At 66.8% G+C, this 26,551-nt stretch carries 27 protein-coding genes; 13 read left to right on the forward strand and 14 right to left on the reverse strand.

Features of this window, described 5'->3' with window-relative positions:
* Window positions 1-176: 176 nt before the first annotated feature.
* The 5 genes from pgi to gorA all read left to right on the forward strand — a co-directional run bounded on the left by pgi (window position 177) and on the right by gorA (window position 5,493).
* Window positions 177-1,718 (forward strand): glucose-6-phosphate isomerase, encoded by a 1,542-nt coding sequence (pgi, locus tag ACFOD9_RS08700; RefSeq protein WP_379509688.1) that lies wholly within the window; start codon window positions 177-179, stop codon window positions 1,716-1,718.
* 160 nt (window positions 1,719-1,878) lie between these two features.
* Window positions 1,879-3,159, forward strand: coding sequence for a pilus assembly protein TadG-related protein (locus ACFOD9_RS08705; RefSeq protein WP_379509689.1), 1,281 nt, complete (start codon window positions 1,879-1,881; stop codon window positions 3,157-3,159).
* A gap of 4 nt (window positions 3,160-3,163) precedes the next feature.
* Complete coding sequence (locus tag ACFOD9_RS08710) at window positions 3,164-3,631, forward strand: TadE/TadG family type IV pilus assembly protein (protein ID WP_379509690.1); 468 nt, start codon at window positions 3,164-3,166, stop codon at window positions 3,629-3,631.
* Window positions 3,628-4,071: a TadE/TadG family type IV pilus assembly protein gene (locus ACFOD9_RS08715; RefSeq protein ID WP_379509691.1), complete on the forward strand. Its 444-nt coding sequence runs from the start codon at window positions 3,628-3,630 to the stop codon at window positions 4,069-4,071. Before ACFOD9_RS08710 ends, ACFOD9_RS08715 begins: the two co-directional genes overlap by 4 nt.
* A gap of 69 nt (window positions 4,072-4,140) precedes the next feature.
* Window positions 4,141-5,493 (forward strand): glutathione-disulfide reductase, encoded by a 1,353-nt coding sequence (gorA, locus tag ACFOD9_RS08720; RefSeq protein WP_379509692.1) that lies wholly within the window; start codon window positions 4,141-4,143, stop codon window positions 5,491-5,493.
* Window positions 5,494-5,517: 24 nt separating this feature from the next.
* On the opposite strand, the gene trhO is transcribed toward gorA, so the two are convergent.
* Together trhO and purL are read right to left on the reverse strand one after the other, a co-directional pair.
* On the reverse strand, window positions 5,518-6,444 hold the full coding sequence (gene trhO, locus ACFOD9_RS08725; RefSeq protein WP_379509693.1) for an oxygen-dependent tRNA uridine(34) hydroxylase TrhO: 927 nt from the start codon (window positions 6,442-6,444) through the stop codon (window positions 5,518-5,520).
* 19 nt (window positions 6,445-6,463) lie between these two features.
* On the reverse strand, window positions 6,464-8,662 hold the full coding sequence (gene purL / locus ACFOD9_RS08730; protein WP_379509694.1) for a phosphoribosylformylglycinamidine synthase subunit PurL: 2,199 nt from the start codon (window positions 8,660-8,662) through the stop codon (window positions 6,464-6,466).
* Window positions 8,663-8,845: 183 nt separating this feature from the next.
* Here purL and ACFOD9_RS08735 point away from each other — a divergent pair, with 183 nt between their 5' ends.
* From ACFOD9_RS08735 to queA, 6 genes are all read left to right on the forward strand, one after another.
* Window positions 8,846-9,322, forward strand: a complete 477-nt coding sequence (locus ACFOD9_RS08735; protein ID WP_379509695.1) for a YbjN domain-containing protein — start codon at window positions 8,846-8,848, stop codon at window positions 9,320-9,322.
* A 148-nt stretch (window positions 9,323-9,470) separates the two neighbouring features.
* Window positions 9,471-9,737, forward strand: a complete 267-nt coding sequence (locus ACFOD9_RS08740) for an exodeoxyribonuclease VII small subunit (protein ID WP_379509696.1) — start codon at window positions 9,471-9,473, stop codon at window positions 9,735-9,737.
* Between the two features lie 17 nt (window positions 9,738-9,754).
* Entirely contained in the window at window positions 9,755-10,645 is an 891-nt protein-coding gene (locus tag ACFOD9_RS08745; protein WP_379509697.1) for a polyprenyl synthetase family protein, read from the forward strand.
* A 1-nt stretch (window position 10,646) separates the two neighbouring features.
* On the forward strand, window positions 10,647-11,210 hold the full coding sequence (coaD, locus tag ACFOD9_RS08750) for a pantetheine-phosphate adenylyltransferase (protein WP_379509698.1): 564 nt from the start codon (window positions 10,647-10,649) through the stop codon (window positions 11,208-11,210).
* Between the two features lie 122 nt (window positions 11,211-11,332).
* Complete coding sequence (locus tag ACFOD9_RS08755) at window positions 11,333-12,079, forward strand: peptidylprolyl isomerase (RefSeq protein WP_379509699.1); 747 nt, start codon at window positions 11,333-11,335, stop codon at window positions 12,077-12,079.
* A 12-nt stretch (window positions 12,080-12,091) separates the two neighbouring features.
* Entirely contained in the window at window positions 12,092-13,135 is a 1,044-nt protein-coding gene (queA, locus tag ACFOD9_RS08760; protein ID WP_379509700.1) for a tRNA preQ1(34) S-adenosylmethionine ribosyltransferase-isomerase QueA, read from the forward strand.
* Here queA and ACFOD9_RS08765 read toward each other — a convergent pair.
* Complete coding sequence (locus tag ACFOD9_RS08765; protein ID WP_379509701.1) at window positions 13,127-13,828, reverse strand: hypothetical protein; 702 nt, start codon at window positions 13,826-13,828, stop codon at window positions 13,127-13,129. The genes queA and ACFOD9_RS08765 overlap by 9 nt on opposite strands.
* A gap of 94 nt (window positions 13,829-13,922) precedes the next feature.
* Window positions 13,923-14,651, reverse strand: a complete 729-nt coding sequence (locus tag ACFOD9_RS08770) for a TSUP family transporter (RefSeq protein ID WP_379509702.1) — start codon at window positions 14,649-14,651, stop codon at window positions 13,923-13,925.
* A 68-nt stretch (window positions 14,652-14,719) separates the two neighbouring features.
* Between ACFOD9_RS08770 and tgt the strand changes: the two genes are divergently transcribed.
* Window positions 14,720-15,850, forward strand: a complete 1,131-nt coding sequence (gene tgt / locus ACFOD9_RS08775) for a tRNA guanosine(34) transglycosylase Tgt (RefSeq protein ID WP_379509703.1) — start codon at window positions 14,720-14,722, stop codon at window positions 15,848-15,850.
* 13 nt (window positions 15,851-15,863) lie between these two features.
* Here tgt and ACFOD9_RS08780 read toward each other — a convergent pair whose 3' ends face one another.
* From ACFOD9_RS08780 to ACFOD9_RS08820, 9 genes are all read right to left on the reverse strand, one after another.
* The gene (locus ACFOD9_RS08780; protein ID WP_379509704.1) at window positions 15,864-16,046 is read right to left on the reverse strand and encodes a hypothetical protein; all 183 of its coding nucleotides are present in this window, start codon (window positions 16,044-16,046) and stop codon (window positions 15,864-15,866) included.
* A 157-nt stretch (window positions 16,047-16,203) separates the two neighbouring features.
* Window positions 16,204-16,815, reverse strand: coding sequence for a 30S ribosomal protein S4 (gene rpsD / locus ACFOD9_RS08785; protein WP_379509705.1), 612 nt, complete (start codon window positions 16,813-16,815; stop codon window positions 16,204-16,206).
* 153 nt (window positions 16,816-16,968) lie between these two features.
* Window positions 16,969-17,697, reverse strand: coding sequence for an RNA methyltransferase (locus ACFOD9_RS08790; protein ID WP_379509706.1), 729 nt, complete (start codon window positions 17,695-17,697; stop codon window positions 16,969-16,971).
* On the reverse strand, window positions 17,697-18,158 hold the full coding sequence (gene nrdR / locus ACFOD9_RS08795) for a transcriptional regulator NrdR (RefSeq protein WP_379509707.1): 462 nt from the start codon (window positions 18,156-18,158) through the stop codon (window positions 17,697-17,699). The genes ACFOD9_RS08790 and nrdR overlap by 1 nt, the downstream gene beginning before the upstream one ends.
* A 30-nt stretch (window positions 18,159-18,188) precedes the next feature.
* A complete protein-coding gene (gene glyA / locus ACFOD9_RS08800) occupies window positions 18,189-19,508 on the reverse strand; it encodes a serine hydroxymethyltransferase (RefSeq protein WP_379509708.1) in 1,320 nt (439 codons plus the stop codon).
* Between the two features lie 16 nt (window positions 19,509-19,524).
* Complete coding sequence (locus ACFOD9_RS08805) at window positions 19,525-19,962, reverse strand: RpiB/LacA/LacB family sugar-phosphate isomerase (RefSeq protein WP_379509709.1); 438 nt, start codon at window positions 19,960-19,962, stop codon at window positions 19,525-19,527.
* A gap of 258 nt (window positions 19,963-20,220) precedes the next feature.
* The gene (gene rpoD / locus ACFOD9_RS08810; RefSeq protein ID WP_379509710.1) at window positions 20,221-22,239 is read right to left on the reverse strand and encodes an RNA polymerase sigma factor RpoD; all 2,019 of its coding nucleotides are present in this window, start codon (window positions 22,237-22,239) and stop codon (window positions 20,221-20,223) included.
* Between the two features lie 171 nt (window positions 22,240-22,410).
* Window positions 22,411-24,285 carry a DNA primase gene (gene dnaG / locus ACFOD9_RS08815; protein ID WP_379509711.1) on the reverse strand — a complete coding sequence of 625 codons (1,875 nt, stop codon included), beginning with the start codon at window positions 24,283-24,285 and terminating at the stop codon, window positions 22,411-22,413.
* Window positions 24,285-24,740, reverse strand: a complete 456-nt coding sequence (locus ACFOD9_RS08820) for a GatB/YqeY domain-containing protein (protein WP_379509712.1) — start codon at window positions 24,738-24,740, stop codon at window positions 24,285-24,287. Before ACFOD9_RS08820 ends, dnaG begins: the two co-directional genes overlap by 1 nt.
* Before the next feature lie 159 nt (window positions 24,741-24,899).
* On the opposite strand from ACFOD9_RS08820, the gene carA reads away from it, so the two are divergent.
* Window positions 24,900-26,078, forward strand: coding sequence for a glutamine-hydrolyzing carbamoyl-phosphate synthase small subunit (gene carA / locus ACFOD9_RS08825; protein ID WP_379509713.1), 1,179 nt, complete (start codon window positions 24,900-24,902; stop codon window positions 26,076-26,078).
* A 68-nt stretch (window positions 26,079-26,146) separates the two neighbouring features.
* Here the strand turns inward: carA and ACFOD9_RS08830 are convergent, their stop codons facing one another.
* A complete protein-coding gene (locus ACFOD9_RS08830) occupies window positions 26,147-26,542 on the reverse strand; it encodes an endonuclease domain-containing protein (protein WP_379509714.1) in 396 nt (131 codons plus the stop codon).
* Between the last annotated feature and the right edge of the window lie 9 nt (window positions 26,543-26,551).

The raw sequence follows: 26,551 nt of genomic DNA on the forward strand, positions 1-26,551 counted from the left end.
TTCCTATGGTTTTACATAAATTCAACAGGTTAATAGATTCATTTTATTTACGATATTGCAATGGTTTGCACGTGGCGGAATTGCGTGAAGCTGATGCTTGCACCCTGCGGCCAGTCGTCTAGCCAGCACCTGAAGACGGGTTTCCGCAGCCCGAACGAATCGATGGAGCATTGTGAATGACGGAACGCGCGATTGGCCCGGTTGCGGCTGCCTGGTCGGCCCTGGCGGCCCTGCCGCGTCCCACCCTGGCCGACCTGTTCGCCGGTGATGAGGGGGGCGACGACCGGTTGGCCCGGCTGTGCGCCACGCTGGATCTTCCCGGCGGTCCGGTCCGGTTCGACTGGTCGAAGACCCATCTCGATCCCGCGCATCTGGCCCAGTTCGAGCAACTGGCCGATTCGGCCGGCTTTGCCGAGCGGCGCCGGGCGCTGTTCGCCGGCGAGCCGGTCAACGCCAGCGAGGGCCGCGCGGCCGAGCACATGGCCCAGCGCGGGGTGGGGGCCGAGGCCAGCGTCGAGGCGGCGGCCATGCTCCACGCCCGGATGCATATGCTGGTGGAGGCGATCCACGGCGGCGCCCTGGGCGAGGTGCGCCACCTGATCCACATCGGCATCGGCGGCTCCGCGCTTGGCCCGGCCCTGGCGATCGATGCCCTGGCCGGCGACAATCCGCTGGTCGATGTCCACGTCGTCTCGAATATCGACGGGGTTGCGCTGGAACAGGCCTTCGCCGCCTGCGATCCGCAGACCACCATGATCGCGGTGGCCTCCAAGACCTTCACCACGATCGAGACCATGACCAACGCCGCCTCCGCGCTCGACTGGCTGGGCCAGAACGGGGTGGGCGATCCCTATGGCCGGGTGGTCGCGCTCACCGCCGCGCCCGACAAGGCGCTGGAATGGGGGGTGGACGAGACCCGCATCCTGCCCTTCGCGGAAAGCGTGGGGGGGCGCTATTCGCTGTGGTCCTCGATCGGCTTCCCGGTGGCGCTGGCCACCGGCTGGGAGGAATTCGCCGACCTGCTCGATGGCGCCGCCGCGATGGACCGGCATTTCCTGGAAGCCGACGGGGCGGCCAACCTCCCTTTGCGCGCCGCCTTCGCCGACCAGCTCTATGCCCGCCTGCGCGGCTGCCAGACCCGCGCGGTCTTCGCCTATGACCAGCGCCTAGCCCTGTTTCCGGCCTATCTCCAGCAGCTGGAGATGGAATCCAACGGCAAGCGCGTGACCACGTCCGGCGAGCCGGTTTCCGGGCCGACCGCGCCGATCACCTGGGGCGGAGTGGGGACCGACGCGCAGCACGCGGTGTTCCAGCTCCTGCACCAGGGCACGGTCCTGGCGCCGGTGGACTTCATCGCCGCGATCCAGCCGGGCGATACGTTGGACCCCGCGCATCACCGCATCCTGCTGAGCAACTGCTTCGCCCAGGGGGCCGCGCTGATGGCCGGCAAGGCGGCCGACGATCCGGCGCGCGCCTATCCCGGCGACCGGCCTTCGGCCACGATCCTTATGGAGGAACTCAACGCCGCCACCCTGGGCGCGCTGATCGCCTTCCACGAACACCGCACCTTCGCCAATGCCGTGCTGATGGAGATCAATCCGTTCGACCAGTTCGGCGTGGAACTGGGCAAGCAGATTGCCGGCGAGATCGAGCGGGGCGGGGTGCGCTTCGATGCTTCGACCGAGGCGCTGCTGGCAGCAGCCGGGATCGGCGCATGACCGATCCCATCAGGGGAATTCCTCAGGAGATCTCCGTGATCTAAAGGGTTTGGCAACCTTACCGTGGGATTAAGCGAACTCCGGAGGGAAACCGCAACCTTGCGGGTGTGAAAACACTCCAAAGGCCAATGGTTCGCCCTGATTCTTCGGAGAATTTCCCATGATGCGGATGCCGCGGCTGGTGCGCCGGATATTCTGGGACCGATCCGCGAATGCGACGGTCGTGGTGGCGTTTTCGATCCTGAGCCTGATCGGCGGGGCAGGCCTTGCCACCGATACGATCCAGTGGGCGCTGACCAAGCGCCAGCTGCAGCGCATGGCCGATTCGGGCGCGCTGGCGGGCGCCTTCGCGGCGGCCAAGGGCAGCAGCGCCAGCTCCGCTGCCTCGACCGAACTGGGCCGCTACAGCCTGCTGACGCTCAGCAACACCAACATCGAGACGCCGCCGGGTTCCGGTTCCTACAGCGGCAATGGCAAGGCGGTGCGGGTCACGCTCAACGCCAACAAGGCGCTGCCCTTTTCAAGTATGTTCATGAGCAACACGCCGAGCCTTCAGGCCACCGCAACCGCGGCCGCCGTGGGCTTTGGCACCTATTGCGTGATTTCGCTGGAAAGCACGACCGCCACCGGGGTCAACTTCTCGGGCAGCTCCAACGTGACGCTTGGTTGCGGCGTTTCCACCAATTCGCAAGGCACCACCGCGGTCAACGCCGGCGGCAGTTCCACGATTTCGGCCTCGCCGGTTTCGGCCGTGGGCGTGGTGCCGGCCTCGAACAACTATGCCAGCGGCACCACGCTCAATTCCTATTCGATCTCGCAGCCCGATCCTTATTCCGCCGTAGGCCTGCCGACCGGTTACAACTGCTCCAACCAGCTCAACGTCCAGCCGAGCAACGGCAACGGCAACCAGACCACCCGCGTCCAGAACAACGGCAATGGCATCCAGTGCTATCGCGGCATGGATCTCAAGGGCGCTGTCACCTTCGATCCGGGCACCTACATCATCGATGGCAGCACCGGGAACGGGCTGAACGTGGGCGCGGGCGCGGTGGTCAACTGCACCGGCTGCACCTTCATCTTCACGACGACCAGCAACGACATGACCACGATCGCCACGGCGAGGATGAACGGCAATTCCACCTGGAACGTCTCGGCGCCGGAAACCGGCACCTATGCCGGGATCATGATGTACCAGGATCGCCGGGCCATCTCGGGCACGACCAATTTCATCACCGGCGACAGCAATTCCTTCTTCCAGGGCGCGGTCTATTTTCCCAGCCAGGAAGTGCAGTTCACCGGCAATTCTTCGATGAATTCCAAGTGCCTGCAGATCGTGGCCCGCACGGTCACCTTCACCGGCAGCAACTATATCCAGAACGTGTGCCCGACCAATTCGAACTCGAAGGCCATCGCCGGCATCCAGATCCGGCTGGTGGACTGAGCCGATGCGCCCGATCCCCGCCTTCTTCGCCCGCCTGCTCCGCGACCAGCGCGGCACCAGCCTGATCGAGATGAGCCTGATCCTGCCGGTTCTGGTCATGCTGGGCTGCGGCGCGACCGATCTGGCGCTGTGCTATGCTCAGGGGCTCAAGCTCCAGCAGGCCGCCGCGCGGACCATGGAACTGGCGATCGCCGCCGGGTTCAAGAGCAGCATGACCAGCACGCTCCAGTCCGAAGGCGCCACGGCCGCCGGCGTTCCTTCGGGCAATGTCGCGATCGATCTGTGGCTCGAATGCGACGGCACCCGGCAGACGGACTACAACGGCTCGTGTTCGGGCAGTTCGCCGGCGCGCTTCGCCTCGGTGACCATCACCTCGACCTACAACTGGATGTTCGAGCAGGTCATCCCGGCGTGGAACAACCAGCCCTATTCGGTGCCGCTCAAGGGCTATGCCGAAGTGAGGATCCAATGACCGCTCTCCTGCGCTCCCTTCTGACCGATCGGCGCGGCTCGCCCTCGGTCGATTTCGCCATGACCCTGCCGGCGCTGGTCCTGGTGACGGTTGGCGTGATGCAGCTTGGCATCGCCTTCCTTGCCAATGCCGGCCTGCGTAACGCGGTGGAAGCCGGCGCGCGCTATGCCACGGTCTATTCCAGCGCGGTGAACACCACCAATCCGTGCGGCAGCAAGGGCTATCCGACCTCCGACCAGATCAGGGCCATGGTCACCTCCAAGGCCTTCGGCATCGACACCGCTTCGTTGGTTCCGGCGGCCACGGCTTCGGCCAAGGATGCGACCACCGGCGAATGCTACGTGGACGTTTCGGCCACCTATCCGGTGACCTTCAAGTTCGTGGTCTTCACCACGCCGGCCTTCAACCTGTCCTACACCCGCCGCGCCTATCAGCTCTGATGGCCCGGAAGGGGCTGGCCAGCGGGCGGGGGAGGCGGCATATCCGCGCGCTCACGATGGAGCGCGCAGATGGCTGAGCAGGACTACGACTACGACCTTTTCGTGATCGGCGCGGGCTCCGGCGGCGTGCGTGCAAGCCGGATCGCGGCCTCGCATGGCGCGCGGGTGGCCGTGGCCGAGGAATACCGGATCGGCGGCACCTGCGTGATCCGCGGCTGCGTGCCCAAGAAGCTGCTGGTCTATGGCTCGCACTTCGCCGAGGAACTGCAGGACGCGGCCCATTATGGCTGGACCGTTGAAGGGATGCGCTTCGACTGGGGCACCCTGCGCGATGCGGTGCTGCGCGATGTCGATCGGCTCAATGCCAATTACACCCAGACCCTGGAGAACAACGGGGTCGAACGCTTCCTTGAACGCGCCACCATTGCCGGGCCGAACGCGGTGCGCCTGGTCTCGGGGCGCGAAATCAGCGCGCGGCACATCCTTGTCGCCGTGGGCGCCTGGCCGGTCCTGCCGGGGTTCGATGGGGTGGAGCACTGCATCACCTCGAACGAGGTGTTCCATCTGCCCACCTTGCCCCGCCGCATCGTGATCCAGGGCGCGGGCTATATCGCGATGGAATTCGCCGGCATCTTCAACGCGCTGGGCTGCGAGGTCACGGTGGTCAACCGCAGCGACCAGATCCTGCGCGGCTATGATGAGAGCCTGCGCGATCGCCTGCTCCAGATCACCATGGCGCGCGGCATCGTCTATCGCTTCAACTGCCCGATTGCGCGGGTGGAGAAGAAGGACAACGGCTGCCTGGCCGTTTCCATCGGCAAGCACGATCCGATCGAGGCCGATGCCGTGCTGATCGCCACCGGCCGCCGCCCCAAGACCGATGGGCTGGGTCTGGAAAACGCCGGCATCGAACTGGGCGAGAAGGGCGAGATTCCGGTCAACGAATTCAGCCAGACCGTTTGTCCCAGCATCCATGCCGTGGGCGACGTGACCGACCGGGTGCAGCTCACCCCGGTGGCCATCCGCGAGGGCCATGCCGTGGCCGATGGCCTGTTTGGCGCCCATCGCCAGGCGGTGGACTATTCCTGCATTCCCACCGCCGTGTTCTCGCAGCCGCCGCTGGCTGGCGTTGGGCTCACCGAAGGCCAGGCGCGCGAGCGGCACGGCAACATCAAGGTCTACACCTCGGATTTCCGCCCGATGAAGAACGTCTTCGCCGGCCGGATCGAGCGCGGGCTCTACAAGCTGGTCACCCATGCCGAGACGGGCAAGGTTCTGGGCGTCCACATGATCGGGCCGGACAGCCCGGAAATCCTCCAGGCAGCCGCCATCGCGGTGCGCGCGGGGCTGACCAAGGCCGATTTCGATGCCACGGTGGCGCTCCATCCCAGCATGGCCGAGGAACTGGTGCTGATGCGTTAGGCAAAGCAGCCCTTGTCGGCGCGATCAGGCCTCCAGCCGCGCGCCGACATGGGCCACCCCGCGCGCCGCGGCCAGGTGTTCCTGGCGGTTGCGTTCGCGCGCGGCGGCGCGCTGGGCTTCGGTGCGCTCGCTGCGGCAGGCCGGGCAACTGGCTCCGTCTTCGAACAGCGGCGAGGCGCGGTCAGCCGGGCTGACCGGGCGGCGGCAGGCGCGGCACAGACCGTGAGTGCCCGGCGCCAGGCCATGGCCGACGGCCACCCGTTCATCGAACACGAAGCATTCGCCGCGCCACAGGCTTTGGTCCGGCGGCACGGTTTCCAGATATTTGAGGATGCCGCCCTTGAGGTGATAGACCTCGTCCACCCCTTCGGCCTTGAGGAAGGCGGTGCTCTTCTCGCAGCGGATCCCGCCGGTGCAGAACATGGCGACCTTGCGGGGCCGGTCGCCCAGCAGTTGCGCGCGGACCTTGCGGAACCAGGCGGGAAAATCGCGGAAGGTGGGGGTTTCGGGATCGATCGCGCCGGCGAAAGTGCCGATTCCCACCTCGTAATCGTTGCGGGTATCGATCACCAGGGTATCGGGATCGGCGATCAGGGCGTTCCAGTCTTCCGGCTCGACATAGGTGCCCACCGTGGCGCGCGGATCGATCCCGTCCACGCCCAGGGTGACGATCTCGCGCTTGAGGCGCACCTTCATCCGGTGGAACGGCATCTCGTCCGCCGCCGAGAACTTGACGTCCAGCGCGGCGCAATCGGGCAGGGCGCGGATGTGGGCCAGCACCGCGTCGATGGCTGGCGCGCTGCCGGCGATCGTGCCGTTGATCCCTTCACCCGCCAGCAGCAGGGTGCCGCGCAGACCCTGTTCGCGGCACAGCGCTTCGAGCGGCCCGCGCAGCGCTGCCGGATCGGGGAAGGGCGCGAAGCGATAGAGCGCGGCGACGGTGACCGACATGGCAGCGCCCCCGAAGGCGTCAGTTCCCGCTGATGTCGCTCACGTCGAGCGAGCCTTCCATCCATTCGCGGAAGAAGCGTTCGTTCTCGGCCCTGAGCGCGCTGACCTTCACGCCGGCGAGGCTGTCGCCGCCCACCGTGCCGATCCGCTCCGCACCCTCCAGAACCACGCCCGGCGCGGTGGTGACGAGATAGCGGCCCTGGTCCTCGCCGAAGGCCGTCGCGGCATCGAGCGTCACGTCCAGCGTGGCGCCCAGATCTCCGGCCATGGCCATTTCGGCAAGGCCCACGAGCAGGCCGCCGTCCGACAGGTCGTGCACCGCGGTGGCCTTGCCCTGTTCGATCCACTGGCGCACGGCGAAGCCGTTGGCGCGTTCCTGCTTGAGATCGACCGGCGGGGGCGGGCCTTCCTCGCGGCCGTGCAGTTCGCGCAGCCACAGCGACTGGCCCAGGTGCGTGCCCGCACCGCCCACCAGCCAGATCGCATCGCCCTCGGCCTTGAAGGCGATGGTGGCGTTCTTCGTCCAGTCGGTGGTGAGGCCAACGCCGCCGATCGCCGGGGTGGGCAGGATCGCCGAGCCGCCGCCGGTGGCCTTGCTCTCGTTGTAGAGGCTGACGTTGCCTGAAACGATCGGATAGTCGAGCGCGCGGCAGGCCTCGCCCATGCCTTCGAGACAGCCCACGATCTGGCCCATGATTTCCGGGCGCTGCGGGTTGGCGAAGTTGAGGCAGTTGGTGATCGCCAGCGGCGTCGCGCCCACCGCGCAGATGTTGCGGTAGGTTTCCGCCACGGCCTGCTTGCCGCCCTCGAACGGATCGGCATAGCAATAGCGCGGGGTGCAGTCGGTCGTGATGGCCAGCGCCTTGCCGCTGCCATGGACGCGCACCAGCGCGGCATCGCCGCCCGACTTCTGGATGGTGTCGGCGCCCACCTGGCTGTCGTACTGCTCCCAGATCCACTTGCGGCTGGCAAGGTCGGGGCAGCCGATCAGCGTGACCAGATCGGCCGCGATGTCGGCACTGGCCGGCACGTTCGCCAGCGGGGCCGGCCTGGGCGTGGCCACGTGGGGGCGGTCATAGAGCGGGGCATCGTCGGCCAGCGGATCGAGCGGAATGTCGCAGACCACCTCGCCGTCGAATTCCAGCACCATGTGGCCGGTGTCGGTCACTTCGCCGATCACCGCGAAGTCCAGCTCCCACTTGCGGAAGATCGCCTCGGCCATTGGCTCCTTGCCGGGCTTGAGGACCATGAGCATCCGCTCCTGGCTCTCGCTCAGCATCATTTCATAAGGCGTCATGCCCTCCTCGCGGCAGGGCACTGCGTTCATGTTGAGGCGGATGCCCGCGCCGCCCTTGCTGGCCATTTCGACCGAGGAGGAGGTGAGGCCGGCCGCGCCCATGTCCTGGATGGCGACAATCGCATCGGTCGCCATCAGTTCGAGACAGGCCTCGATCAGAAGCTTCTCGGTGAAGGGATCGCCCACCTGCACGGTGGGGCGCTTTTCTTCGCTCTTCTCGTCGAAGTCCGCGCTGGCCATGGTCGCGCCGTGGATGCCGTCGCGCCCGGTCTTGGAGCCGACGTAGACGATCGGATTGCCCAGGCCCGTGGCCGCGCAGTAGAAGATCTTGTTGGTATCGGCCACGCCCACGGTCATCGCGTTGACCAGGATGTTGCCGTCATAGGCCTGGTGGAAATTGGTCTCGCCGCCAACCGTGGGCACGCCCACGCAATTGCCGTAGCCGCCGATGCCGGCGACCACGCCCTGGACCAGGTGCTTCATCTTGGGATGATCGGGTCGGCCGAAGCGCAGCGCGTTCATGTTGGCCACGGGCCGCGCGCCCATGGTGAACACGTCGCGCAGGATGCCGCCAACGCCCGTGGCCGCGCCCTGGTAGGGCTCGATGTAGGAGGGGTGGTTGTGGCTCTCCATCTTGAAGATCGCCGCCTGGCCATCGCCGATGTCGATCACGCCGGCGTTCTCGCCGGGGCCGCAGATCACCCAGGGCGCCTTGGTGGGCAGCTTCATCAGGTGGAGCTTGCTCGACTTGTAGGAGCAATGCTCCGACCACATGACCGAGAAGATGCCCAGTTCCACCATGTTTGGCTCGCGGCCGAGCGCGTGGAGCACGCGGGCGTATTCCTCCTCGGACAGGCCATGGGCGGCGACGACATCGGGGGTGATCTGGGGGGGGGTGATCTGGGGCGTGGAGTCTGGCATGGCCGTGCCCTTAGCGCCGCGCCGCGCGGCTGGCCAGACTCCTTGCCGGTGTGCCATGCGGTTTGTGCCCGGGGAAGGCGCGGCGAAACAGGGTGTTTACTCGGCGCCTTTGCCCAGTATCAATGAACGCGGGTTTCAATCGATGCACGAATCCGGAAAGTCGTTTCGGGTACAGGGGGCAAGATGTTGAAGAAATTGGTTCTCTCGGCTGCGCTGGCGGCCTCGATGATCGGCACGTCGGCCCGGGCCGACGAAGTGCGGTCCGACGATCCGGCATCGCTGGTGCGTGTCATGCAGAACATGGGCTACCGCGCCGAGCTGACCAAGGACAATTCGGGCGACCCGATGATCCGCAGCACGGCCTCGGGCTCGGACTTCGCGATCCTGTTCTATGGCTGCAAGAGCAATCGCAACTGCACCACGGTCCAGTTCTTCGCCGGCTTCAAGGACCCGGACAACGGCTCGCTTTCGGCGATCAACAAGTGGAACAACGACAACCGCTTCGGCCGGGCCTACCAGGCGGAAAGTGGCAGCGCCCGGATCGAGTACGACCTCGATCTCGACATGGGCGGGATGAGCGCGGCCCTGTTCCAGGACAACCTCGAGGTGTTCATCTCGCTGGTCGATCGCTACCGCAAGTACGTCTACAACCGGAAGTGATCGAACAGGCTCGGGGAATCGAACGGCGCGGCCTTGGCAGCTGCCGGGTACGGCGGCGCGGGCCGGTGGCCCCGGGCGGGGTCGGCCGGGCCTCCCCCTTGCGGGCAATCTTGACCCCTGCCGCGCCGGGGGCCAAAGCAGGCCTGCCATGATCCAGACCGCAGCCAGCCCCGCCGGCGATATCGCCACGCTCTCGTTCGAGGATGCGCTGCGCGCGCTGGAGGATGTGGTGCGCCAGCTCGAAAGTGGCGAAGTGCCGCTTGACGATTCGATCACCCTTTATGAACGCGGCGAGGCGCTGCGCCGGCTTTGCCAGGCCCGGCTCGATGCAGCCCAGGCCCGCATCGAACGGATCGTGGCCGGTGCCGACGGCCAGGCAGCCGGCACCCAGCCGTTCGACGAAACCGGCCGCTGAACGGTCGGCGGCAGGCCATGGACCCGATCCTGAAGCAGGCGCTTGGCGCGATCCAGGCCGATGTCGATGCAGGGTTCGATGCGCTGCTGCCCTTGCCTGGCGATGCGCGCACCCGGCTGATCGAGGCCATGCGCTATGCCACAATCGGCGGCGGCAAGCGGATCCGTCCGCTGCTGCTCACGGCAACCGCCGAACTGTTCAAGGTCGATCGCGCCTCTGCCGTTCGGGCGAGCCTGGCGATCGAGGCGATCCACGTCTATTCGCTGATCCACGACGATCTGCCGTGCATGGACGATGACGCCCTGCGCCACGGCAAGCCCACCGTTCACCTGGCCTTTGACGAGGCCACCGCCGTTCTGGCCGGCGATGCACTCCATGCCTTCGCCTTCGAGGTCCTGGCCGATCCGCTGCTTTCGGGCGATCCGTTCACCCGCGCCGAACTGGTCCACGTTCTCGCCCAGGCCAGCGGCCATGGCGGCATGGCCGGCGGGCAGATGATGGACATGGCCGCCGAAACGGCCGAATTCGACCTGCCCACCGTCACCCGTCTCCAGCAATTGAAGACTGGCGCCCTGCTTGGCGCGGCGGTGGAAATGGGCGCGGTGCTGGGCCGCCTGCCGGGGGAAGGGCGCACGCATCTGCGCGGCTATGCCCGCGACATCGGCCTCGCCTTCCAGATCGTCGACGACCTGCTCGACCATGAGGGCGACGAGGCGGCCGCCGGCAAGGCGCTTCGCAAGGATGCGGCGGCCGGCAAGCAGACCTTCGTCTCCCTGCTCGGTGCCGATCGCGCGCGCGAACAGGCCCGGATGCTGGTCGACCAGGCCATCGCCCACCTCGCGCAGCACGGCGCCGAAGCCGACCTGCTGCGCGCGCTGGCGCGCTATATCATCGAAAGGGATCGCTGAAATGCCGGGACAGGGTGGGCCAGAAACAGGCGGCGAACTGGGCGGCGAGCGGGGCGGCGAACGGATCGGCGTCTATCCCGGGACATTCGATCCCATCACGCTGGGACATTCCGACATCATCCGGCGCGGCGCCAAGCTGGTCGACCGGCTGATCATCGGGGTGACCACCAATCCATCGAAGAACCCGATGTTCACTCCGGCCGAACGGATGGAGATGGTGAAGCGGGAAGTGGCCGCGCTCGGCATCACCAACGTGGAGGTGGTCGGCTTCAACGCGCTGCTGATGAAATTCGCCGAAGTGCAGGGCGCCTCGGTGATCGTGCGCGGCCTGCGCGCGGTGGCCGACTTCGAATACGAATACCAGATGGCCGGGATGAACCAGCAGATCAATTCGCGGATCGAGACCGTCTTCCTCATGGCCGACGTCTCGCTCCAGCCGATTGCCTCCAAGCTGGTCAAGGAAATTGCCCTGTTCGGCGGCGAGATCGCCCGGTTCGTCAGCCCGGCCGTGCGCGAAGACGTGCTCGAACGGGTCAACCGGCTCGGGCGCCTGGGCGAATACTGATCGGGGAATAGTCGGCGCCATGGCCGCCGCCGTTCATTGCCATGACAGTCGCTCGCGGTTACACGCGCCACACTGTTCGTCCGCCCGTTCCCGTGGTGGGGCGGCTTTTCGAGAGTAATCCGATGCAGCGTCGCAGCCTTCTCTCCGCCCTTCCGCTGGCCCTCGCGCTGATCTCGGCGCCGGTCCTGGCGAAGACGAAGGCGCATCCCGCCGCGCCCACGCCCAGCGCGGCGGTCGATATCGATCCCAGCCATGATCCGGACGACGTGCTCTATCTCGACCTGTCGAATGGCGGGCGCGTGGCGATCCGGCTGATGCCGGCCTGGGCGCCGGGCCATGTCGAGCGGATCAAGACCCTGGCCCGCCAGGGCTTCTACAACGGGATCATCTTTCACCGGGTGATCGAAGGCTTCATGGCCCAGACCGGCGATCCGACCGGAACGGGGCAGGGCGGCTCGCAACTGCCCAATCTCAAGGCCGAATTCAACGCCATGCCCCACGTGCGCGGCAGCGTCTCGATGGCCCGGACCGACGAACCCGATACGGCCAACAGCCAGTTCTTCATCGTCTTCTACCCGCGCTTCGCGCTCGATCGGCACTACACCAATTTCGGCCGGGTGATCGGCGGCATGGGCTTTGTCGACGCGATCGAACGCGGCGAGCCGCCCGAGCATCCGACCAAGATCCTCCAGGCCTCGCTGGCCAGCGAGAACAAGCCCCAGGTCCTGCCCGCGCCGGTCGCGCCGCCGCCCAGCCTGACCGCTCCGGCGCCGGCCCCGGCAACCAGCCTGGCGCCGTCGCCGGCCCCCGCACTCGCCAGGCCGGCGGTCAAGCCCAGGAACCTGGTCAAGCCGCGCCGGAAGGGCTGATGCCGCCGCGTCATGCGCGTTGACCTGTTCGACTTCGCGCTCCCGCCCGAGCGTATCGCGCTGCGCCCGGCGCGCCCGCGCGATTCGGCGCTGCTGCTGCTGGTGCCCGGCGAAGGGCCGCTGGCCGATCATGTCGTGCGCGATCTGCCGGGCCTGCTCAGTCCCGGCGATGTGCTGGTGTTCAACGATACCCGCGTCATCCCGGCCCAGCTCGAAGGCACCCGCGGCGAAGCGCGGATCGGCGCCACCTTGCACAAGCGGATCGACCTGCGCCGCTGGCAGGCCTTCATCCGCAATGCCAAGCGGCTGCGGGCAGGCGACGAGATCGCCTTTCCCGCCGGGGTGACCGCCACGGCCGAGGCGCGCCACGCCGATGGCAGCTGGACCCTCCATTTCGCCGGCGAGGAGCCGGTCGAAGTCCTGCTCGAGCGCGCCGGCCGGATGCCGCTGCCACCCTACATCGCCGGCAAGCGCCCCACCGACGAGGCCGACAAGGCCGATTACCAGACCATGTTCGCGCGTGAGGAAGGCGCGGTTGCCGCCCCGACCGCCGCGCTCCATTTCACCCCCGGCCTGATGGCTGCCCTGGCCGAGGCCGGGATCGGCCACGAAACGCTGACCCTCCACGTCGGCGCCGGCACCTTCCTGCCAGTCAAGGCCGAAGACACCGCCGACCACGCGATGCACGCCGAATGGGGCCGGATCGATGCGGCCACGGCCGATCGCCTCAATGCCGTGCGCGCCCGGGGCAATCGCGTGATCGCGGTGGGCACCACCTCGCTGCGCCTGCTGGAAAGCGCCACCGGGGAAGACAAGGTGATCCGCCCCTTCGCCGGCGACACCGCGATCTTCATCACCCCCGGCTACCAGTTCCGCGCGATCGACGGGCTGATGACCAATTTTCACCTGCCCAAAAGCACCCTGTTCATGCTGGTTTCGGCGCTGATGGGGCTGGAGCGGATGCAGCAGGCCTATGCCCACGCGATCGCGCGGGGCTACCGGTTCTATTCCTACGGCGATGCCAGCCTGTTGCTGCCGGAGTCCCGTTCAGAATAGTTGGCGCGCGCCGGTCGGCCCGCCTGGGCCAGACTCCAGGTAGGAGATGACCGGTACGATCAGATGGGCGTCCATGCCATTGGTGCCGTTATCGATATTGATCACCGTACCAAGGTGATGGCCGATCGCCGCTGTCCGGGTTGAAACCGGGTCGCGCGCCTGGTTGACGTTGTAGAACCGGTTGGGATCGGAAATGGAGAACCCCATCTGCGATACAGCCGGGGCATTGAAGGAGACCCCCCTGACATCGAGCGTGGATCCGATGATTTGCGCCAACCCGCCGCCGAGCGAATGGCCGGTAAGGAATATCGGGTTTCCGCTGCCAGAGAAGAACTGGGCCTGCCGGGTAAATTCCAGCGCGCCGGCTACCTGATCCATCAGTTGGCGTTGACCCGCGAACAGGGCTAGGCCCAGCACGGGGCTGATCTGGGAGACGAGGCTGAGCATCCCCGGACCGGCAAAGCCAACGTCGGCCAGGATATCGGCAGGCCCGTCGGTCCGGTCAAAATCGGTTCCGGCGAAGGCCACGATCGTCACGCTGGAGCCGCCGACATTGGCCGTATAGCGCGCGGCCTTGAATCCGGAGGCCAGTTCTCCGTAATAAATCCTTGTATATGTTGGAATAAGTGGATCGCTGCTATCGTAGGCGGCATTCGCCATGCGCGCAAAGTCCAAGATCGACGGGCCGCTCATACTGCATCCTTTCGTATGGGACTCTAGGACTGGCGACCGTATTTCTGACTCACACCTAATAGGTGTTGTTGCGAGAGGCAACAGGAGTGCCGCTTCACCCGCGGAACCAGCCCCAGACGAGCTTTCCGGTCAAGCCCAGGCTGGCGGTGATCAGCAGCGGGCGGATCAGCCTGGCGCCGTGGCGGGCGGCGAAGTGGGCCCCCAGCCAGCCGCCGGTCATCGAACCCAGGGCCATCGAAAAGCCCAGCAGCCACAGGATCTTGCCGCCAAGGCCGAAGGCGATCACGCTGGCGACATTGCTGGTGACGTTGAGCAGCTTGGTCAGGCCCGTTGCCCGCGTCAGCCCCAGCCCGCGCAGGCCCACCAGGGTCACCGCGAAGAACTGGCCGGTGCCGGGGCCGAAGAAGCCATCGTAGAAGCCGATCGCCCCGCCCACCAGCAAGTAGCCCCGCGCGCCTACCCGGTCATGACTGTCGGCATCGTCCATGCGCGGCGAGAACACGGTATAGACCGCCACGGCCAGCAGCAGTGCCGGTACGATCAGCGCCAGCACGCGCGAGGCGATCCACTGGACCACCACGGCCCCGGCCAGCGCTCCGGCGAAGACCACGGCAATGGCCGGCTTGTTGGGGCCGATGCGGAACAGCCCGGCGCGGCGATAGCGGAAGGTGGCCATGCCGGTGCCGCACATCGACTGGACCTTGTTGGTCCCCAGCGCCAGGTGCGGGGGCAGGCCGGCGAACAGCAGGGCCGGCATCATGATCAGCCCCCCGCCGCCGGCGATCGCGTCGATGAAGCCGGTCAGCACGGCGGTGGCGGTCAAGCCTGCGTAGATCTCCGGTCCGATCATTTGCGCGTCATGGCGTTTCCCCCTAAGGGCCGCAAGCAATCATGACCAACCGCTTTTCCTTTACCATTCACGCCTCCAGCGGGAAGGCCCGCACCGGCACGATCCGGATGAAGCGCGGCGATATCCGCACCCCCGCCTTCATGCCGGTGGGCACGGCGGCCACGGTCAAGGCGATGAAGCCGGAAACCGTGCGCGGGATCGGCGCCGACATCATCCTGGGCAACACCTACCACCTGATGCTGCGCCCCGGGGCGGAGCGGGTGGCGCGCCTCGGCGGCCTCCACAAGTTCATGAACTGGCCGCGCCCGATCCTCACCGACAGCGGCGGCTACCAGGTGATGAGCCTTTCTGACCTTCGCAAGATCACCGAGGAAGGCGTCACCTTCGCCAGCCACCTCGATGGCTCGCGCCACCTGCTCACCCCCGAACGCTCGATGGAGATCCAGCGCCTGCTTGGCTCCGACATCGTCATGGCCTTCGATGAGTGTCCGAAGATCGAGCAGGGTCGCGATGCCATTGCGCGATCGATGGAAATGTCGATGCGCTGGGCGCGCCGCAGCCGCGCCGGCTTCGATTCCGGCGGCGAGCACGCCGAGAGCGCCGCCCTGTTCGGCATCCAGCAGGGCGCGCTCGATGCAGGCCTGCGGCGGGAAAGCGCCGATGCCCTGCGCGACATCGGATTCGATGGCTATGCCATCGGCGGCCTCGCCGTGGGCGAAGGCCAGGCGGCGATGTTCGCCACGCTCGATTTCGCGCCCGCCATGCTGCCCGAGGATCGCCCGCGCTACCTGATGGGCGTGGGCAAGCCGGATGACCTCGTTGGCGCGGTGGAGCGCGGGGTCGATATGTTCGATTGCGTCCTGCCCAGCCGCTCGGGCCGCAACGGGCAGGGCTTCACCCATGCCGGGCCGATCAACCTCAGGAACGCCCGCCACGCCGAAGATACCGGCCCGCTCGATCCGCGCTGTTCATGCGATGTCTGCGCCAATTACAGCCGCGCCTATCTCCATCATCTCCACAAGTCGGGCGAGATCCTCGGCGCCATGCTGCTGACCGAACACAACCTGGCCTTCTACCAGCAACTCATGGCCGGGATGCGCGCGGCCATCGCCGAAGATCGCTTCGCGGTGTTCGCGGCGGACTTCCGGCGGGATTACTTCGCCGGGCGGTGAGCCCGGGACGACGTCAGTCCGCCGCTTCGCGCCGTTCGCCTGCCACTTCCAGCCGCGTCTCGCGATAGGCGCAGAATTCGCCCGTCCGCTCGGCCAGGAAGCCCGCGCCCACCTTGCAGGCATGGCGCTGCGCCGTCTCGAGATCGGGATACCATTTGCCTGCGCGGTGGGGCGTGATGAAGCGATAGCGTTGCATGGCGGTCGTCGAATGTCCGGAGCGGGAGGGAGTTCCGCCCCGTGCCGCCGGAATGTGAAACCCGTGCGACAACGCCGGGCGGATAGCCCGCCGGCCTCAAATGAAAAGGGCGGCCACTTGGGCCGCCCTTCGCATATTCCGTGAGGAAGCCCGCGGATCAGCGCGAGTAGAACTCGACCACGAGGTTCGGTTCCATCTTCACCGGATAGGGCACTTCGTCGAGCGTGGGGACGCGCACGAAGGTCGCCTTGTCGGCTTCGGCCGAAACGTAGTCGGGCACTTCACGCTCGGGCAGGCTCTGCGCTTCGGCGATGAGGGCCATTTCCTTGGCCTTCTTGCCCAGGCTGATCACGTCGCCGGGGCGCACGCGGCGCGAGGCGATGTTGCACTTCACGCCGTTCACATAGATGTGACCGTGCGAAACGACCTGGCGGGCCGAGAAGATGGTCGGCGCGAACTTGCAGCGATAGACCACCATGTCGAGGCGCTGCTCCAGCAGGCCGATCAGGTTCTGACCGGTGTCGCCCTTCATCTTGGCGGCTTCCTGGTAGGTGCGCTTGAACTGCTTTTCGGTGACGTCGCCGTAGTAGCCCTTGAGCTTCTGCTTGGCGCGCAGCTGGATGCCGAAGTCGGAAACCTTGCTCTTGCGGCGCTGGCCGTGCTGGCCGGGGCCATAGCTGCGGCGGTTGACCGAGCTCTTCGGGCGGCCCCAGATGTTTTCGCCGAGGCGGCGGTCAATCTTGTACTTCGAGGCATGACGCTTCGACATTCTTGTGCTCCAACTTGCGGGACCGGGCGGGAATTGCCGGCCTTGATGGCCCGGGGCCGCACCATCCCGCCAGAGGCAGGATGCGACCACCGCTTCACCGGGCGTGCGGGGTCAATTGCGAAGGGGCGCCCTTGGCGGGCGGAAGGCCCGAAGTCAACCCTTTTCGGGTTCTTCCGGCCTACGCTTCAGGGCCGAAAGCACGCCGCGCATGGTCCGCACTTCAAGGTGGTTCCAGCCGGGCTTGGTCAGCATGGTGCGAAGGGTGCGGCGGGTGGCCGCGGCGCGGCTGGGCGGGCGGAAATAGCCGCGCGGCTCTAGCAAGGCCTCGAACTGGCCGATCATGCCCTCCAGCTCGTCCTGCGGGGCCGGGGGGAGGAGATCCTCGGTGGTCGGCTGGACCAGGTCGGCCTGCTTCGACCACTCATAGGCGCACAGGATCACCGCCTGGGCAAGATTGAGCGAGCCGAATTCCGGATTGATCGGCACGGTGACGATGGCGCGCGAAAGGGCCACGTCGTCGGTCTCCAGCCCCGAGCGTTCCGGCCCGAACACGAAGGCCGAGCGGCCGGGCTGGGCATGAATCTCGCGCGCGGCCTCCTCGGGCGTGAGTACCGGCTTGGTCACCCCGCGCTTGCGGACCGTGGTGGCATAGACATTGGCGCAATCGTGCACCGCATCGGCCAGGCTCTCGAACACCTCGGCCTGTTCCAGCACCAGGTCAGCCCCAGCGGCGGCCGGGCCGGCGCTCGGATTGGGCCAGCCATCGCGCGGCGCGACCAGCCGCATCTCGGCCAGGCCGAAGTTCAGCATGGCCCGCGCCGCCTTGCCGATGTTCTCGCCCAGCTGCGGGCGCACGAGGACGATGACCGGCTTGGCGGCCATCAGCCCTGACCCGCATCGCGCACGGTGCTGGCGAAGTCCTCGAAATCCTTGGCCTCGGAGAAATCGCGGTAAACGCTGGCGAAGCGGATATAGGCGACCGAATCGAGCGCGCGCAGGCCGTCCATCACCAGTTCGCCGATCGCCTTGGTCGGCACTTCGCTGTCGCCCCGCGTTTCGATCTGGCGCTGGATACCCGAGACGAGCTGGTCGATCCGTTCCTCGCTGACCCCGCGCTTGCGGCAGGCGAGGGTGACCGACTGCTCGATCTTGGCGCGATCGAACGGTTCGCGGTCCTCGTTGGACTTGACCACCATGATCTCGCGCAGCTGCACACGTTCGAAGGTGGTGAACCGCGCCCCGCAGCCCTCGCACTGGCGACGGCGGCGGATAGCGGTGTTGTCCTCGGTGGGACGGCTGTCCTTCACCTGCGAATTGTCATGGGCGCAGAAGGGACACCTCATTCAGAACGGCCTCCGGCCTTTGGGCACCCATCAGGCTCCGTAGCTGAGGCCCGTGTAGATCGGGAACTTCGCGCAAAGCTCCTCCACCCGCGCGGCGACCGAGGCTTCGACCTGGGCATCGCCGGCATCGCCATTCTTCCTGAGGCCATCGACCACTTCGGCGATCAGCTTGCCGATGAGGGTGAACTCCTCGGTGCCGAAGCCGCGGGTCGTGCCCGCCGGGGTGCCGAGGCGGATGCCCGAGGTGACGAAGGGTTTTTCCGGATCGTTGGGGATGGCGTTCTTGTTGCAGGTGATCGCCGCGCGATCGAGCGCCTTCTCGGCGTTCTTGCCGTTGGCCTTGTAGGGCCGCAGGTCGACCAGCATCAGGTGGTTGTCGGTCCCGCCCGAGACGATATCCAGCCCTTCGGCCTTGAGGCTGGCGGCCAGCGCCTTGGCATTGTCGGCCACGCCTTGGGCATAGGCCTTGAATTCCGGCTTCATCGCCTCGGCAAAGGCGATCGCCTTGGCCGCGATGATGTGCATCAGCGGGCCGCCCTGCATCCCCGGGAAGATCGCGGAGTTGATCTTCTTGGCGATGGCCTCGTCGTTGCTGAGGATGATGCCCGAACGCGGGCCGCGCAGCGACTTGTGGGTCGTCGTCGTGGTGACGTGGGCGTGCGGCACGGGCGAGGGGTGGACCCCGCCGGCAACCAAGCCCGAGAAGTGGCTCATGTCGGCCAGCAGATAGGCGCCCACTTCGTCGGCGATCTCGCGGAAGCGCTTGAAGTCCCACACGCGCGAATAGGCCGTGGCGCCGCAGATGATCAGCTTGGGCTTGTTCTCCCGCGCGATGCGGGCGACCTCGTCCATGTCGATCAGGTGATCGTCGGGGCGGACGGTGTAGGGCACCGGCTTGAACCACTTGCCGCTCATGTTCACCGGCGAGCCGTGGGTCAGGTGGCCACCCGCGGCAAGGTCCAGCCCCATGAAGCTGTCGCCCGGCTGGAGCAGGGCCAGAAACACGGCCTGGTTCATCTGGCTGCCCGAATTGGGCTGCACATTGGCGAAGCCGGCGCCGAACAGCGCCTTGGCGCGATCGATCGCCAGGGTCTCGATCTCGTCGACGTATTCGCAGCCGCCGTAGTAGCGCTTGCCCGGATAGCCTTCGGCGTACTTGTTGGTCAGGATCGAGCCGGCGGCTTCGAGCACGGCCTTGGAGCAGATGTTCTCGCTGGCGATCAGCTCGATCTTGTCGCGCTGGCGGCCCAGCTCCTTGTTGATCCAGCCGGCGATCTCGGGGTCGGTCTCGGCAAGGCCGGCGGTGAAGAAGCCGGCGGGGGTGACGGGCGCCTTGGCAAGAGTGCTCATGAGAAGAAGTCCCTGTTCAGATGACGGGGTTGGACAGCTTGGCGACACGGCCGGCATGGCGACCGCCGCCGAATTCGGTGGCGAGGAAGGCGTCGAGGCAGGCCTTGGCCATGTCCGGCCCGGTCAGCCGCGCGCCCATCGCGATGCAGTTGGCATCGTTGTGTTCGCGGGCGAGGGCGGCCGAGAGCGGTTCTGAAACCAGCGCGCAACGGCAGCCCGGCTCGCGGTTCACCGCGATCGAGATCCCGATGCCCGAACCACACAGCGCCACGCCGAATTGCGCGGTGCCATCGGCGACGACAGCGGCAAGCTTGTAGCCGAAATCGGGATAATCCACCCGGTCGGCCGTCTCGGGGCCAAGATCGGCAACCTCGTGGCCGAGCCCGATGAGGTAGTCACGCAGCTCGGCCTTCAGGTCGACAGCGGCATGGTCGGATGCAATGGCGATACGCAAGGGTTTCACTCGACGGCAAAATGGGGAATCGGCGTGAAAGCCCCTTAGGCGCGGGGGCCGCGGAAGGCCAGCCCCCGGAAGGGCAGGGGCCTCGCCTGACAACGTCGTCCCGGGCTCGACCCGGGACGACGCCTGTATGCCGCAAAAGGAAAGCCCCGGTGTTTCCACCGGGGCTTTCCCGAGGCGCCCCATCGATGGGGCCTCCGGGTGTTTCCGTTCGTGCTGACCAGACAACGGCGCTTGCCGCCTCCGGTTCCGCTACTGGTCGAGGAAAGACCTCATCTTGCGGCTGCGGCTGGGATGCTTGAGCTTCCTCAGCGCCTTGGCCTCGATCTGCCGGATGCGTTCGCGGGTCACCGAGAACTGCTGGCCCACTTCCTCCAGTGTGTGATCGGTGTTCATGCCGATGCCGAAGCGCATCCGCAGCACGCGTTCCTCGCGGGGCGTCAGGCTGGCCAGGACGCGGGTGACCGTTTCCTTGAGGTTGGCCTGGATCGCGGCATCCACCGGGATGATCGCGTTCTTGTCCTCGATGAAATCGCCCAGGTGGCTGTCTTCCTCGTCGCCGATCGGCGTTTCGAGGCTGATCGGCTCCTTGGCGATCTTCATCACCTTGCGGACCTTCTCGAGCGGCATGGAAAGCCGCTCGGCCATTTCTTCGGGCGTCGGCTCGCGGCCCTGCTCGTGCAGGAACTGGCGGCTGGTGCGGACCAGCTTGTTGATCGTCTCGATCATGTGGACCGGGATGCGGATGGTCCGCGCCTGGTCCGCGATCGAGCGGGTGATCGCCTGCCGGATCCACCAGGTGGCATAGGTGGAGAACTTGTAGCCGCGGCGATACTCGAACTTGTCGACCGCCTTCATCAGGCCGATGTTGCCTTCCTGGATGAGATCCAGGAACTGCAGCCCGCGGTTGGTGTACTTCTTGGCGATCGAGATCACGAGGCGCAGGTTCGCCTCGACCATTTCCTTCTTGGCGATGCGCGCCTCGCGCTCGCCCTTCTGGACCATGTTCACGATCCGGCGGAACTCGGTCAGGCTCATGCCGGTGGCAGACGCGATGTCCGAAACCTCGGCGCGGATGCGCTCGACCGAATCGGCCTCGTTTTCCACGAAGGCCGCCCACTTCTTGTCGCGCCCGGCGTGCTGCTGGAGCCAGCCTTCATCCAGCTCGCGGCCCACATAGGCGTCGAGGAAGTCCTTGCGGTTGACCTTGTGGCGCTCGGCCAGGCGCAGCATCTGGCCGCCCAGCGTGGTCAGCCGCCGGTTGAAGGCATAGAGATTGTCGACCAGGTATTCGATCTTGGTCGCGTGGAACTGCACGGACTCGACCTGGGCGGTGAGATCCTCGCGCAGCTGCTGGTAGAGCCGTTCCTTCGCATCCGGGAAGGCGCCGCCGGCGCCCAGCACGTCGAGCCGCTCGGCCTGGATCGTCTCGAACTGGCGGAACAGGTCGGTGATCTCGGCGAAGCGTTCCAGCGCGGCGGGCTTGAGCGCCGCTTCCATCTGGGCGAGGGAAAGGGTGTTGTCCTCTTCCTCTTCCTCTACCGGGCGGCGGGCGCGGCGCTCGATGCCGTCCTCGTCCTCGTCCTCGGCGGCGGGTTCCTCTTCGACCTCTTCCTCGTCCTTGAACGTCGGGCCGGCCGTGGCTTCGCTGATCTCGCCATCGGTCTCGCCCTCGCCGTCCTCGGTGAGGTTCTCGGGCTGAGGCTCCTTCGAGAGCATGGCGTCAAGATCGAGGATCTCGCGCAGCTGCATCTCGCCGGCGTTGAGCGCTTCGGACCACTGGATGATCGCGTGGAAGGTGATCGGGCTTTCGCACAGGCCCAGGATCATCGTGTCGCGCCCGGCCTCGATGCGCTTGGCGATGGCGATTTCGCCCTCGCGGCTGAGCAGTTCGACCGCGCCCATCTCGCGCAGGTACATCCGCACCGGATCGTCGGTGCGCTCGACCGTTTCCTTCTTCTTGACGAGGTCGGGCCGCTCGTCGACCGCTTCCTCGTCCTCGGCGTCCTCGGCCTTGCGTTCCTCGGGGTCGATCGAATCCTCGTCGCTCTCGACGATGTTGACGCCCATCTCGGAGATCGCGGCCATGATGTCCTCGATCTGTTCGGAGGACATCTGGTCTTGCGGCAGAGCCTCGTTCAGCTCGTCGTAGGTGATCACGCCGCGGCGCTTGGCGCGGGCGATCAGCTTCTTGATCGAGGCTTCGTTGAGATCGATGAGCGGGGCGTCGCCACCCTCGCGCTCATTGCCGGAAATTTCTTCGTCCATCATACCGCCGTGTAAGCTTGCGGCGCCGCCGGAAGGGCATGGCGCGCAGGTCTGATTCTGTCAGGATGCTGGATTATACCCCGATCCGGGCCATTGCCCGAAGCGCAAGCCAAATACCAGCCTTCCTTTGCGCCCAATGCGCGACATTCGCCTTGGGTCCGTCATCGCGGGCCGTTACCCCCGCATCACGGCCTTCAATTGCCGTTCCAGTTCTTCCTTGCGGGACCGCAGGCGGCCCTGTTCCTCGACATCAAACCGTTCGGTCGCCGCCGCGATCCCGGCATCGAGTTCCGGTACCATGACCAGCCAGCGGATCGCGGTTTCCAAGGCCGCCAAGGCCTCGGCCGGATCGGCCGCGGCGCTGGTGAAGGGAAACCGGATGTGGGCATAGTCAACTGGTGGCGGCGGACTGACGCCGTGGCTTGCCAATGTGGCGGCAAGGCGCTCGTTTTCAAGGGTTTGCGCGCCATCCGCGGCATCGAGCAGGACATCGAGCAGACGGGCGTGCGCGGGATCGGCGGGCTGGATGCGGGCGAGCAGTTCGGCATTGGCCGCGATGGCCCGGGGATGGGCGCACAGCCCGGTCAGCACGGCCGCGGCCAGCGCCTCGCCGCTGCCCGAAGTGGCGCGATGGAGGCGGCGGGCGGTTTCGGGCGAGGGCGGCGGCGGGGGCGCCTCGCGCCAGGGTCCGGCGCGGCGCGGGGCCGGGCGGGGCTGGCCGGAGTTGGTCTGGGCCGAACCGGATCGGGCCGGGGACCAGGCGGAATTGCCGCCCGCTTCGCGGCGCGGATAGGCGAAGGCGGAAAACCGGTCCGACAGGTCACGCTTGTAGAGCTGGCGGATCTCCCCATCGGCGATCAGCTCCACATGGGCCATCAGCCGCGCTTTCAGCCCCGCCTTGTCCTCGGGCGTGGCCAGCGGCAGGGCATCGCGCTCATGCTCCCACAGGGCATCGATCAGCGGCTGGGCCTGGTCGAGCAGGTCCGCCAGGGCGCCCGCGCCGCGCTGCTTGATGAGATCGTCGGGATCGAGGCCGGCCGGCAGCCGCGCGATCCGCAGCGAATGGGCCGGGCGCAGCAGGGGCAGGGCGCGGGCGATCGCCCGCATGGCCGCGCGCTGGCCGGCGGCATCGCCGTCGAAGCACAGCACCGGGCATTCCACCAGGCGCCAGATCATGGTCAGCTGGTGCTCGGTCAGCGCCGTGCCGAGCGGGGCCACCGCCTCGGCAAAGCCGGCTGCGGCCAGCGCGATCACATCCATGTAGCCTTCGACCACGATCAGCCGACCGGATTGGCGGGCGGCCGGTCCGGCGCGATGCAGGTTGTAGAGCGTGCGGCCCTTGTCGAACAGCGGGGTATCGGGGGAGTTCAGGTACTTGGGCGCGTCAGTTTTGGTCTTGTCGAGGATGCGCCCGCCAAAGGCGATCACCCGCCCGCGCACGTCCTCGATCGGCAGCATCAGCCGGCCCCGGAACCGGTCATAGGGTTCCTTGTTGTCCACCAGGATCCTGAGGCCCGCCTCGATCAGCTTGTCCTCGGGGAAGCGGGCAAGGGCGGCCTTCATCGCCTGGCGCCCTTCCGGCGCATAGCCGAAGCCGAAGCGGGCGAGGGTGTGCGGATCGAATCCGCGCGTGGCGAGATAGGCCCGCGCCCGCTCACCCTCGGGCGCGGCAAGCTGGGCCACGAACCATTCCTGCGCTGCGGCCATGACGTCATGCAGCCCGTCGCGCTTCTCGGCGGCCTGCGCCGCGCGCGGATCGGGGGCGGGGACTTCCATCCCCGCCTCGGCCGCCAGTTCCTTGACCGCATCCATGAAGGCCAGCCCGCGCTGGTCGGTCATCCAGCGGATCGCATCGCCATGCGCCCCGCAGCCGAAGCAGTGATAGAACCCCTTCTCGTCGTTGACCGTGAAGCTGGGCGATTTCTCGTTGTGGAACGGGCAGCAGGCCTTGAATTCGTGCCCGGCCTTGGTCAGCCGGGTGGTGCGCCCGATCACGCCGGACAGCGACACCCGCGCACGCAGTTCATCAAGCCATTGGGGGGAGAGCATCAGCCGCCCAGCGCCGCCTTCACCAGCCCGCTGGCCTTGCCCATGTCGAGCTGGCTGCCGTGCTTCGCCTTGAGCGCGGCGACGACCTTGCCCATGTCCTTCATTCCCTCGGCGCCGGTTTCGGCCTTGATCGCCAGAATCGCGGCCTTCACCTCGTCCTCGGTCATCTGCGCGGGCATGAAGCCCTCGATCACGGCAAGCTCGCCCTGTTCCACGTCGGCCAGTTCCTGCCGGCCGCCCTGTTCATAAAGCGCGATCGATTCGCGGCGCTGCTTGGCCATCTTCTGGAGCACGTCGACCACCAGGGTATCGTCGTCCGGCACATTGGCGGCGGTTCGCAGTTCGATGTCCTTGTCCTTGAGCTTGGCCAGGATCAGGCGGACCGCCGCCAGCCGGGGCTTGTCGCCAGCCTTCATCGCCGTCACCTGCGCGGCCTTGATCGTGTCGCGGATCATGGATTTCCTGTCGTCATGAGAATTGCCGCACCGGCGGTCCGTTGCATACCAATTAGCCGGGGTTTTCCGATTTTCATAGGTTGACGGGAAGGGACTTGGGGTCTAGCCGCCGCCCCTTAGCACCTATCGCCGGAAACCCCCTTACGGAGCGCCACCATTATGGCCGACGCCGCCTCTTCGCACGTGCAACAGCCCAAAGGCGCGACCGGCGTTCTCGTTCTCGCCGATGGCAGCCTCGTCTGGGGGCGCGGCTTCGGCGCGGTGGGCGAGGCGGTGGGGGAAGTCTGCTTCAACACCGCGATGACCGGCTACCAGGAAGTGATGACCGATCCTTCCTATGCCGGGCAGATCGTGACCTTCACCTTCCCCCACATCGGCAACGTCGGCTGCAACGACGAGGATCTCGAATCGCTGGTCGATGGCGCGGTCGGCTGCGTGGTCCGCGAGGACGTCACCGAGCCGAGCAACTTCCGCTCGCGCGAACGTCTGGGCGATTGGCTCAAGGCCAAGGGCAAGATCGGCCTTGCCGGCGTCGATACCCGCGCGCTCACCCGCCGCATCCGCCTGTCGGGCGCGCCCAACGCGGTGATCGCCCACCACCCCGACGGCAAGTTCGACATCGCCGCGCTGGTGAAGCGCGCGACTGACTGGCCCGGGCTGGAAGGCATGGACCTTGCCCGCGTCGTCTCGCGCTCGGGCCAGGAAGGCTGGGAAGGCGGCGTGTGGACGCTGGGCAAGGGCTATGCCCGCAGCCCGCACCAGCCGCGCCCCCATGTCGTCGCCATCGACTATGGCGCGAAGGACAACATCTTCCGCAACCTGGTGGCTGCCGGCGCGCAGGTCACCGTGGTGCCCGCGCAGACCTCGCTCGACGCGATCCTTGCACTGGAGCCGGCCGGCGTGTTCCTCTCCAACGGACCGGGCGACCCGGCGGCGACCGGCGCCTATGCCGTGCCGACCATCCAGGGGCTGCTCGAAAAGGACGTGCCGATCTTCGGCATCTGCCTCGGCCACCAGATGCTCGGCCTCGCCGCCGGCGCCAAGACCACCAAGATGCACCAGGGCCACCGCGGCGCGAACCACCCGGTCCTGTGCAAGGGGGATGGCCCAATGTCTGGCAGGGTGGAAATCACCTCGATGAACCACGGCTTCGCGGTCGATAACTCCGCCCTGCCGGATACGGTCGAGGAAACCCACGTCAGCCTGTTCGACGGCTCCAACTGCGGCATCGCGGTGAAGGGCAAGAAGGCCTTCGGCGTGCAGTATCACCCGGAAGCCAGCCCCGGCCCGCAGGACAGCTTCTACCTGTTCGAGAAGTTCGTGGGGATGCTGGGTTGAGCCAAGGCACCGCCTTGACTCCCCTCCCCGTCGGGGAGGGGCTGGGGGTGGGGGCACCACGCCAGCGATCAGGATTTCAGGGGCGTTCCACGTTCCGGAATTTCCGGGAATTCGTCGCGCTCGAACCAGTCGCTGCGATTGCTCGCCAGGGCCAGTTCCTGGGCTATGGCGAACAGGACACCATCGACGTTGCTCAGGACGTCATTGTTCCAGAAGCGAATGACCCGGCAACCATGGGCCTCGATCAATCGCGTGCGGGAGGCATCGGTCGCGCTATCCGCGTGTTGCCCGCCGTCTACTTCAATGGCCAATCGCTTGGACCGGCAGGCAAAATCGACGACATATGGGCCGATCGGGCATTGTCGGGTAAAGCGCACGCCAAGCTGCGAGCCCTTGATCCGTTCCCACAGCCGACTTTCCGCCAGCGTCGGCTCCCGCCGCAGCTTGCGGGCAATGCGTGTCATACGCCTTGT

The organism is Novosphingobium bradum, assembly GCF_042646485.1.
Lineage (GTDB): Bacteria > Pseudomonadota > Alphaproteobacteria > Sphingomonadales > Sphingomonadaceae > Novosphingobium > Novosphingobium bradum.

Bases quoted from the DNA above. Each gene is read 5' to 3' on its own strand.
- pgi (WP_379509688.1), top strand. From the start codon at position 177: ATGACGGAACGCGCGATTGGCCCGGTTGCGGCTGCCTGGTCGGCCCTG.
- ACFOD9_RS08705 (WP_379509689.1), top strand. From the start codon at position 1,879: ATGATGCGGATGCCGCGGCTGGTGCGCCGGATATTCTGGGACCGATCC.
- ACFOD9_RS08710 (WP_379509690.1), top strand. From the start codon at position 3,164: ATGCGCCCGATCCCCGCCTTCTTCGCCCGCCTGCTCCGCGACCAGCGC.
- ACFOD9_RS08715 (WP_379509691.1), top strand. From the start codon at position 3,628: ATGACCGCTCTCCTGCGCTCCCTTCTGACCGATCGGCGCGGCTCGCCC.
- gorA (WP_379509692.1), top strand. From the start codon at position 4,141: ATGGCTGAGCAGGACTACGACTACGACCTTTTCGTGATCGGCGCGGGC.
- trhO (WP_379509693.1), bottom strand. From the start codon at position 6,444: ATGTCGGTCACCGTCGCCGCGCTCTATCGCTTCGCGCCCTTCCCCGAT.
- purL (WP_379509694.1), bottom strand. From the start codon at position 8,662: ATGCCAGACTCCACGCCCCAGATCACCCCCCCCCAGATCACCCCCGAT.
- ACFOD9_RS08735 (WP_379509695.1), top strand. From the start codon at position 8,846: ATGTTGAAGAAATTGGTTCTCTCGGCTGCGCTGGCGGCCTCGATGATC.
- ACFOD9_RS08740 (WP_379509696.1), top strand. From the start codon at position 9,471: ATGATCCAGACCGCAGCCAGCCCCGCCGGCGATATCGCCACGCTCTCG.
- ACFOD9_RS08745 (WP_379509697.1), top strand. From the start codon at position 9,755: ATGGACCCGATCCTGAAGCAGGCGCTTGGCGCGATCCAGGCCGATGTC.
- coaD (WP_379509698.1), top strand. From the start codon at position 10,647: ATGCCGGGACAGGGTGGGCCAGAAACAGGCGGCGAACTGGGCGGCGAG.
- ACFOD9_RS08755 (WP_379509699.1), top strand. From the start codon at position 11,333: ATGCAGCGTCGCAGCCTTCTCTCCGCCCTTCCGCTGGCCCTCGCGCTG.
- queA (WP_379509700.1), top strand. From the start codon at position 12,092: ATGCGCGTTGACCTGTTCGACTTCGCGCTCCCGCCCGAGCGTATCGCG.
- ACFOD9_RS08765 (WP_379509701.1), bottom strand. From the start codon at position 13,828: ATGAGCGGCCCGTCGATCTTGGACTTTGCGCGCATGGCGAATGCCGCC.
- tgt (WP_379509703.1), top strand. From the start codon at position 14,720: ATGACCAACCGCTTTTCCTTTACCATTCACGCCTCCAGCGGGAAGGCC.
- ACFOD9_RS08780 (WP_379509704.1), bottom strand. From the start codon at position 16,046: ATGCAACGCTATCGCTTCATCACGCCCCACCGCGCAGGCAAATGGTAT.
- rpsD (WP_379509705.1), bottom strand. From the start codon at position 16,815: ATGTCGAAGCGTCATGCCTCGAAGTACAAGATTGACCGCCGCCTCGGC.
- ACFOD9_RS08790 (WP_379509706.1), bottom strand. From the start codon at position 17,697: ATGGCCGCCAAGCCGGTCATCGTCCTCGTGCGCCCGCAGCTGGGCGAG.
- nrdR (WP_379509707.1), bottom strand. From the start codon at position 18,158: ATGAGGTGTCCCTTCTGCGCCCATGACAATTCGCAGGTGAAGGACAGC.
- glyA (WP_379509708.1), bottom strand. From the start codon at position 19,508: ATGAGCACTCTTGCCAAGGCGCCCGTCACCCCCGCCGGCTTCTTCACC.
- rpoD (WP_379509710.1), bottom strand. From the start codon at position 22,239: ATGATGGACGAAGAAATTTCCGGCAATGAGCGCGAGGGTGGCGACGCC.
- dnaG (WP_379509711.1), bottom strand. From the start codon at position 24,285: ATGCTCTCCCCCCAATGGCTTGATGAACTGCGTGCGCGGGTGTCGCTG.
- ACFOD9_RS08820 (WP_379509712.1), bottom strand. From the start codon at position 24,740: ATGATCCGCGACACGATCAAGGCCGCGCAGGTGACGGCGATGAAGGCT.
- carA (WP_379509713.1), top strand. From the start codon at position 24,900: ATGGCCGACGCCGCCTCTTCGCACGTGCAACAGCCCAAAGGCGCGACC.
- ACFOD9_RS08830 (WP_379509714.1), bottom strand. From the start codon at position 26,542: ATGACACGCATTGCCCGCAAGCTGCGGCGGGAGCCGACGCTGGCGGAA.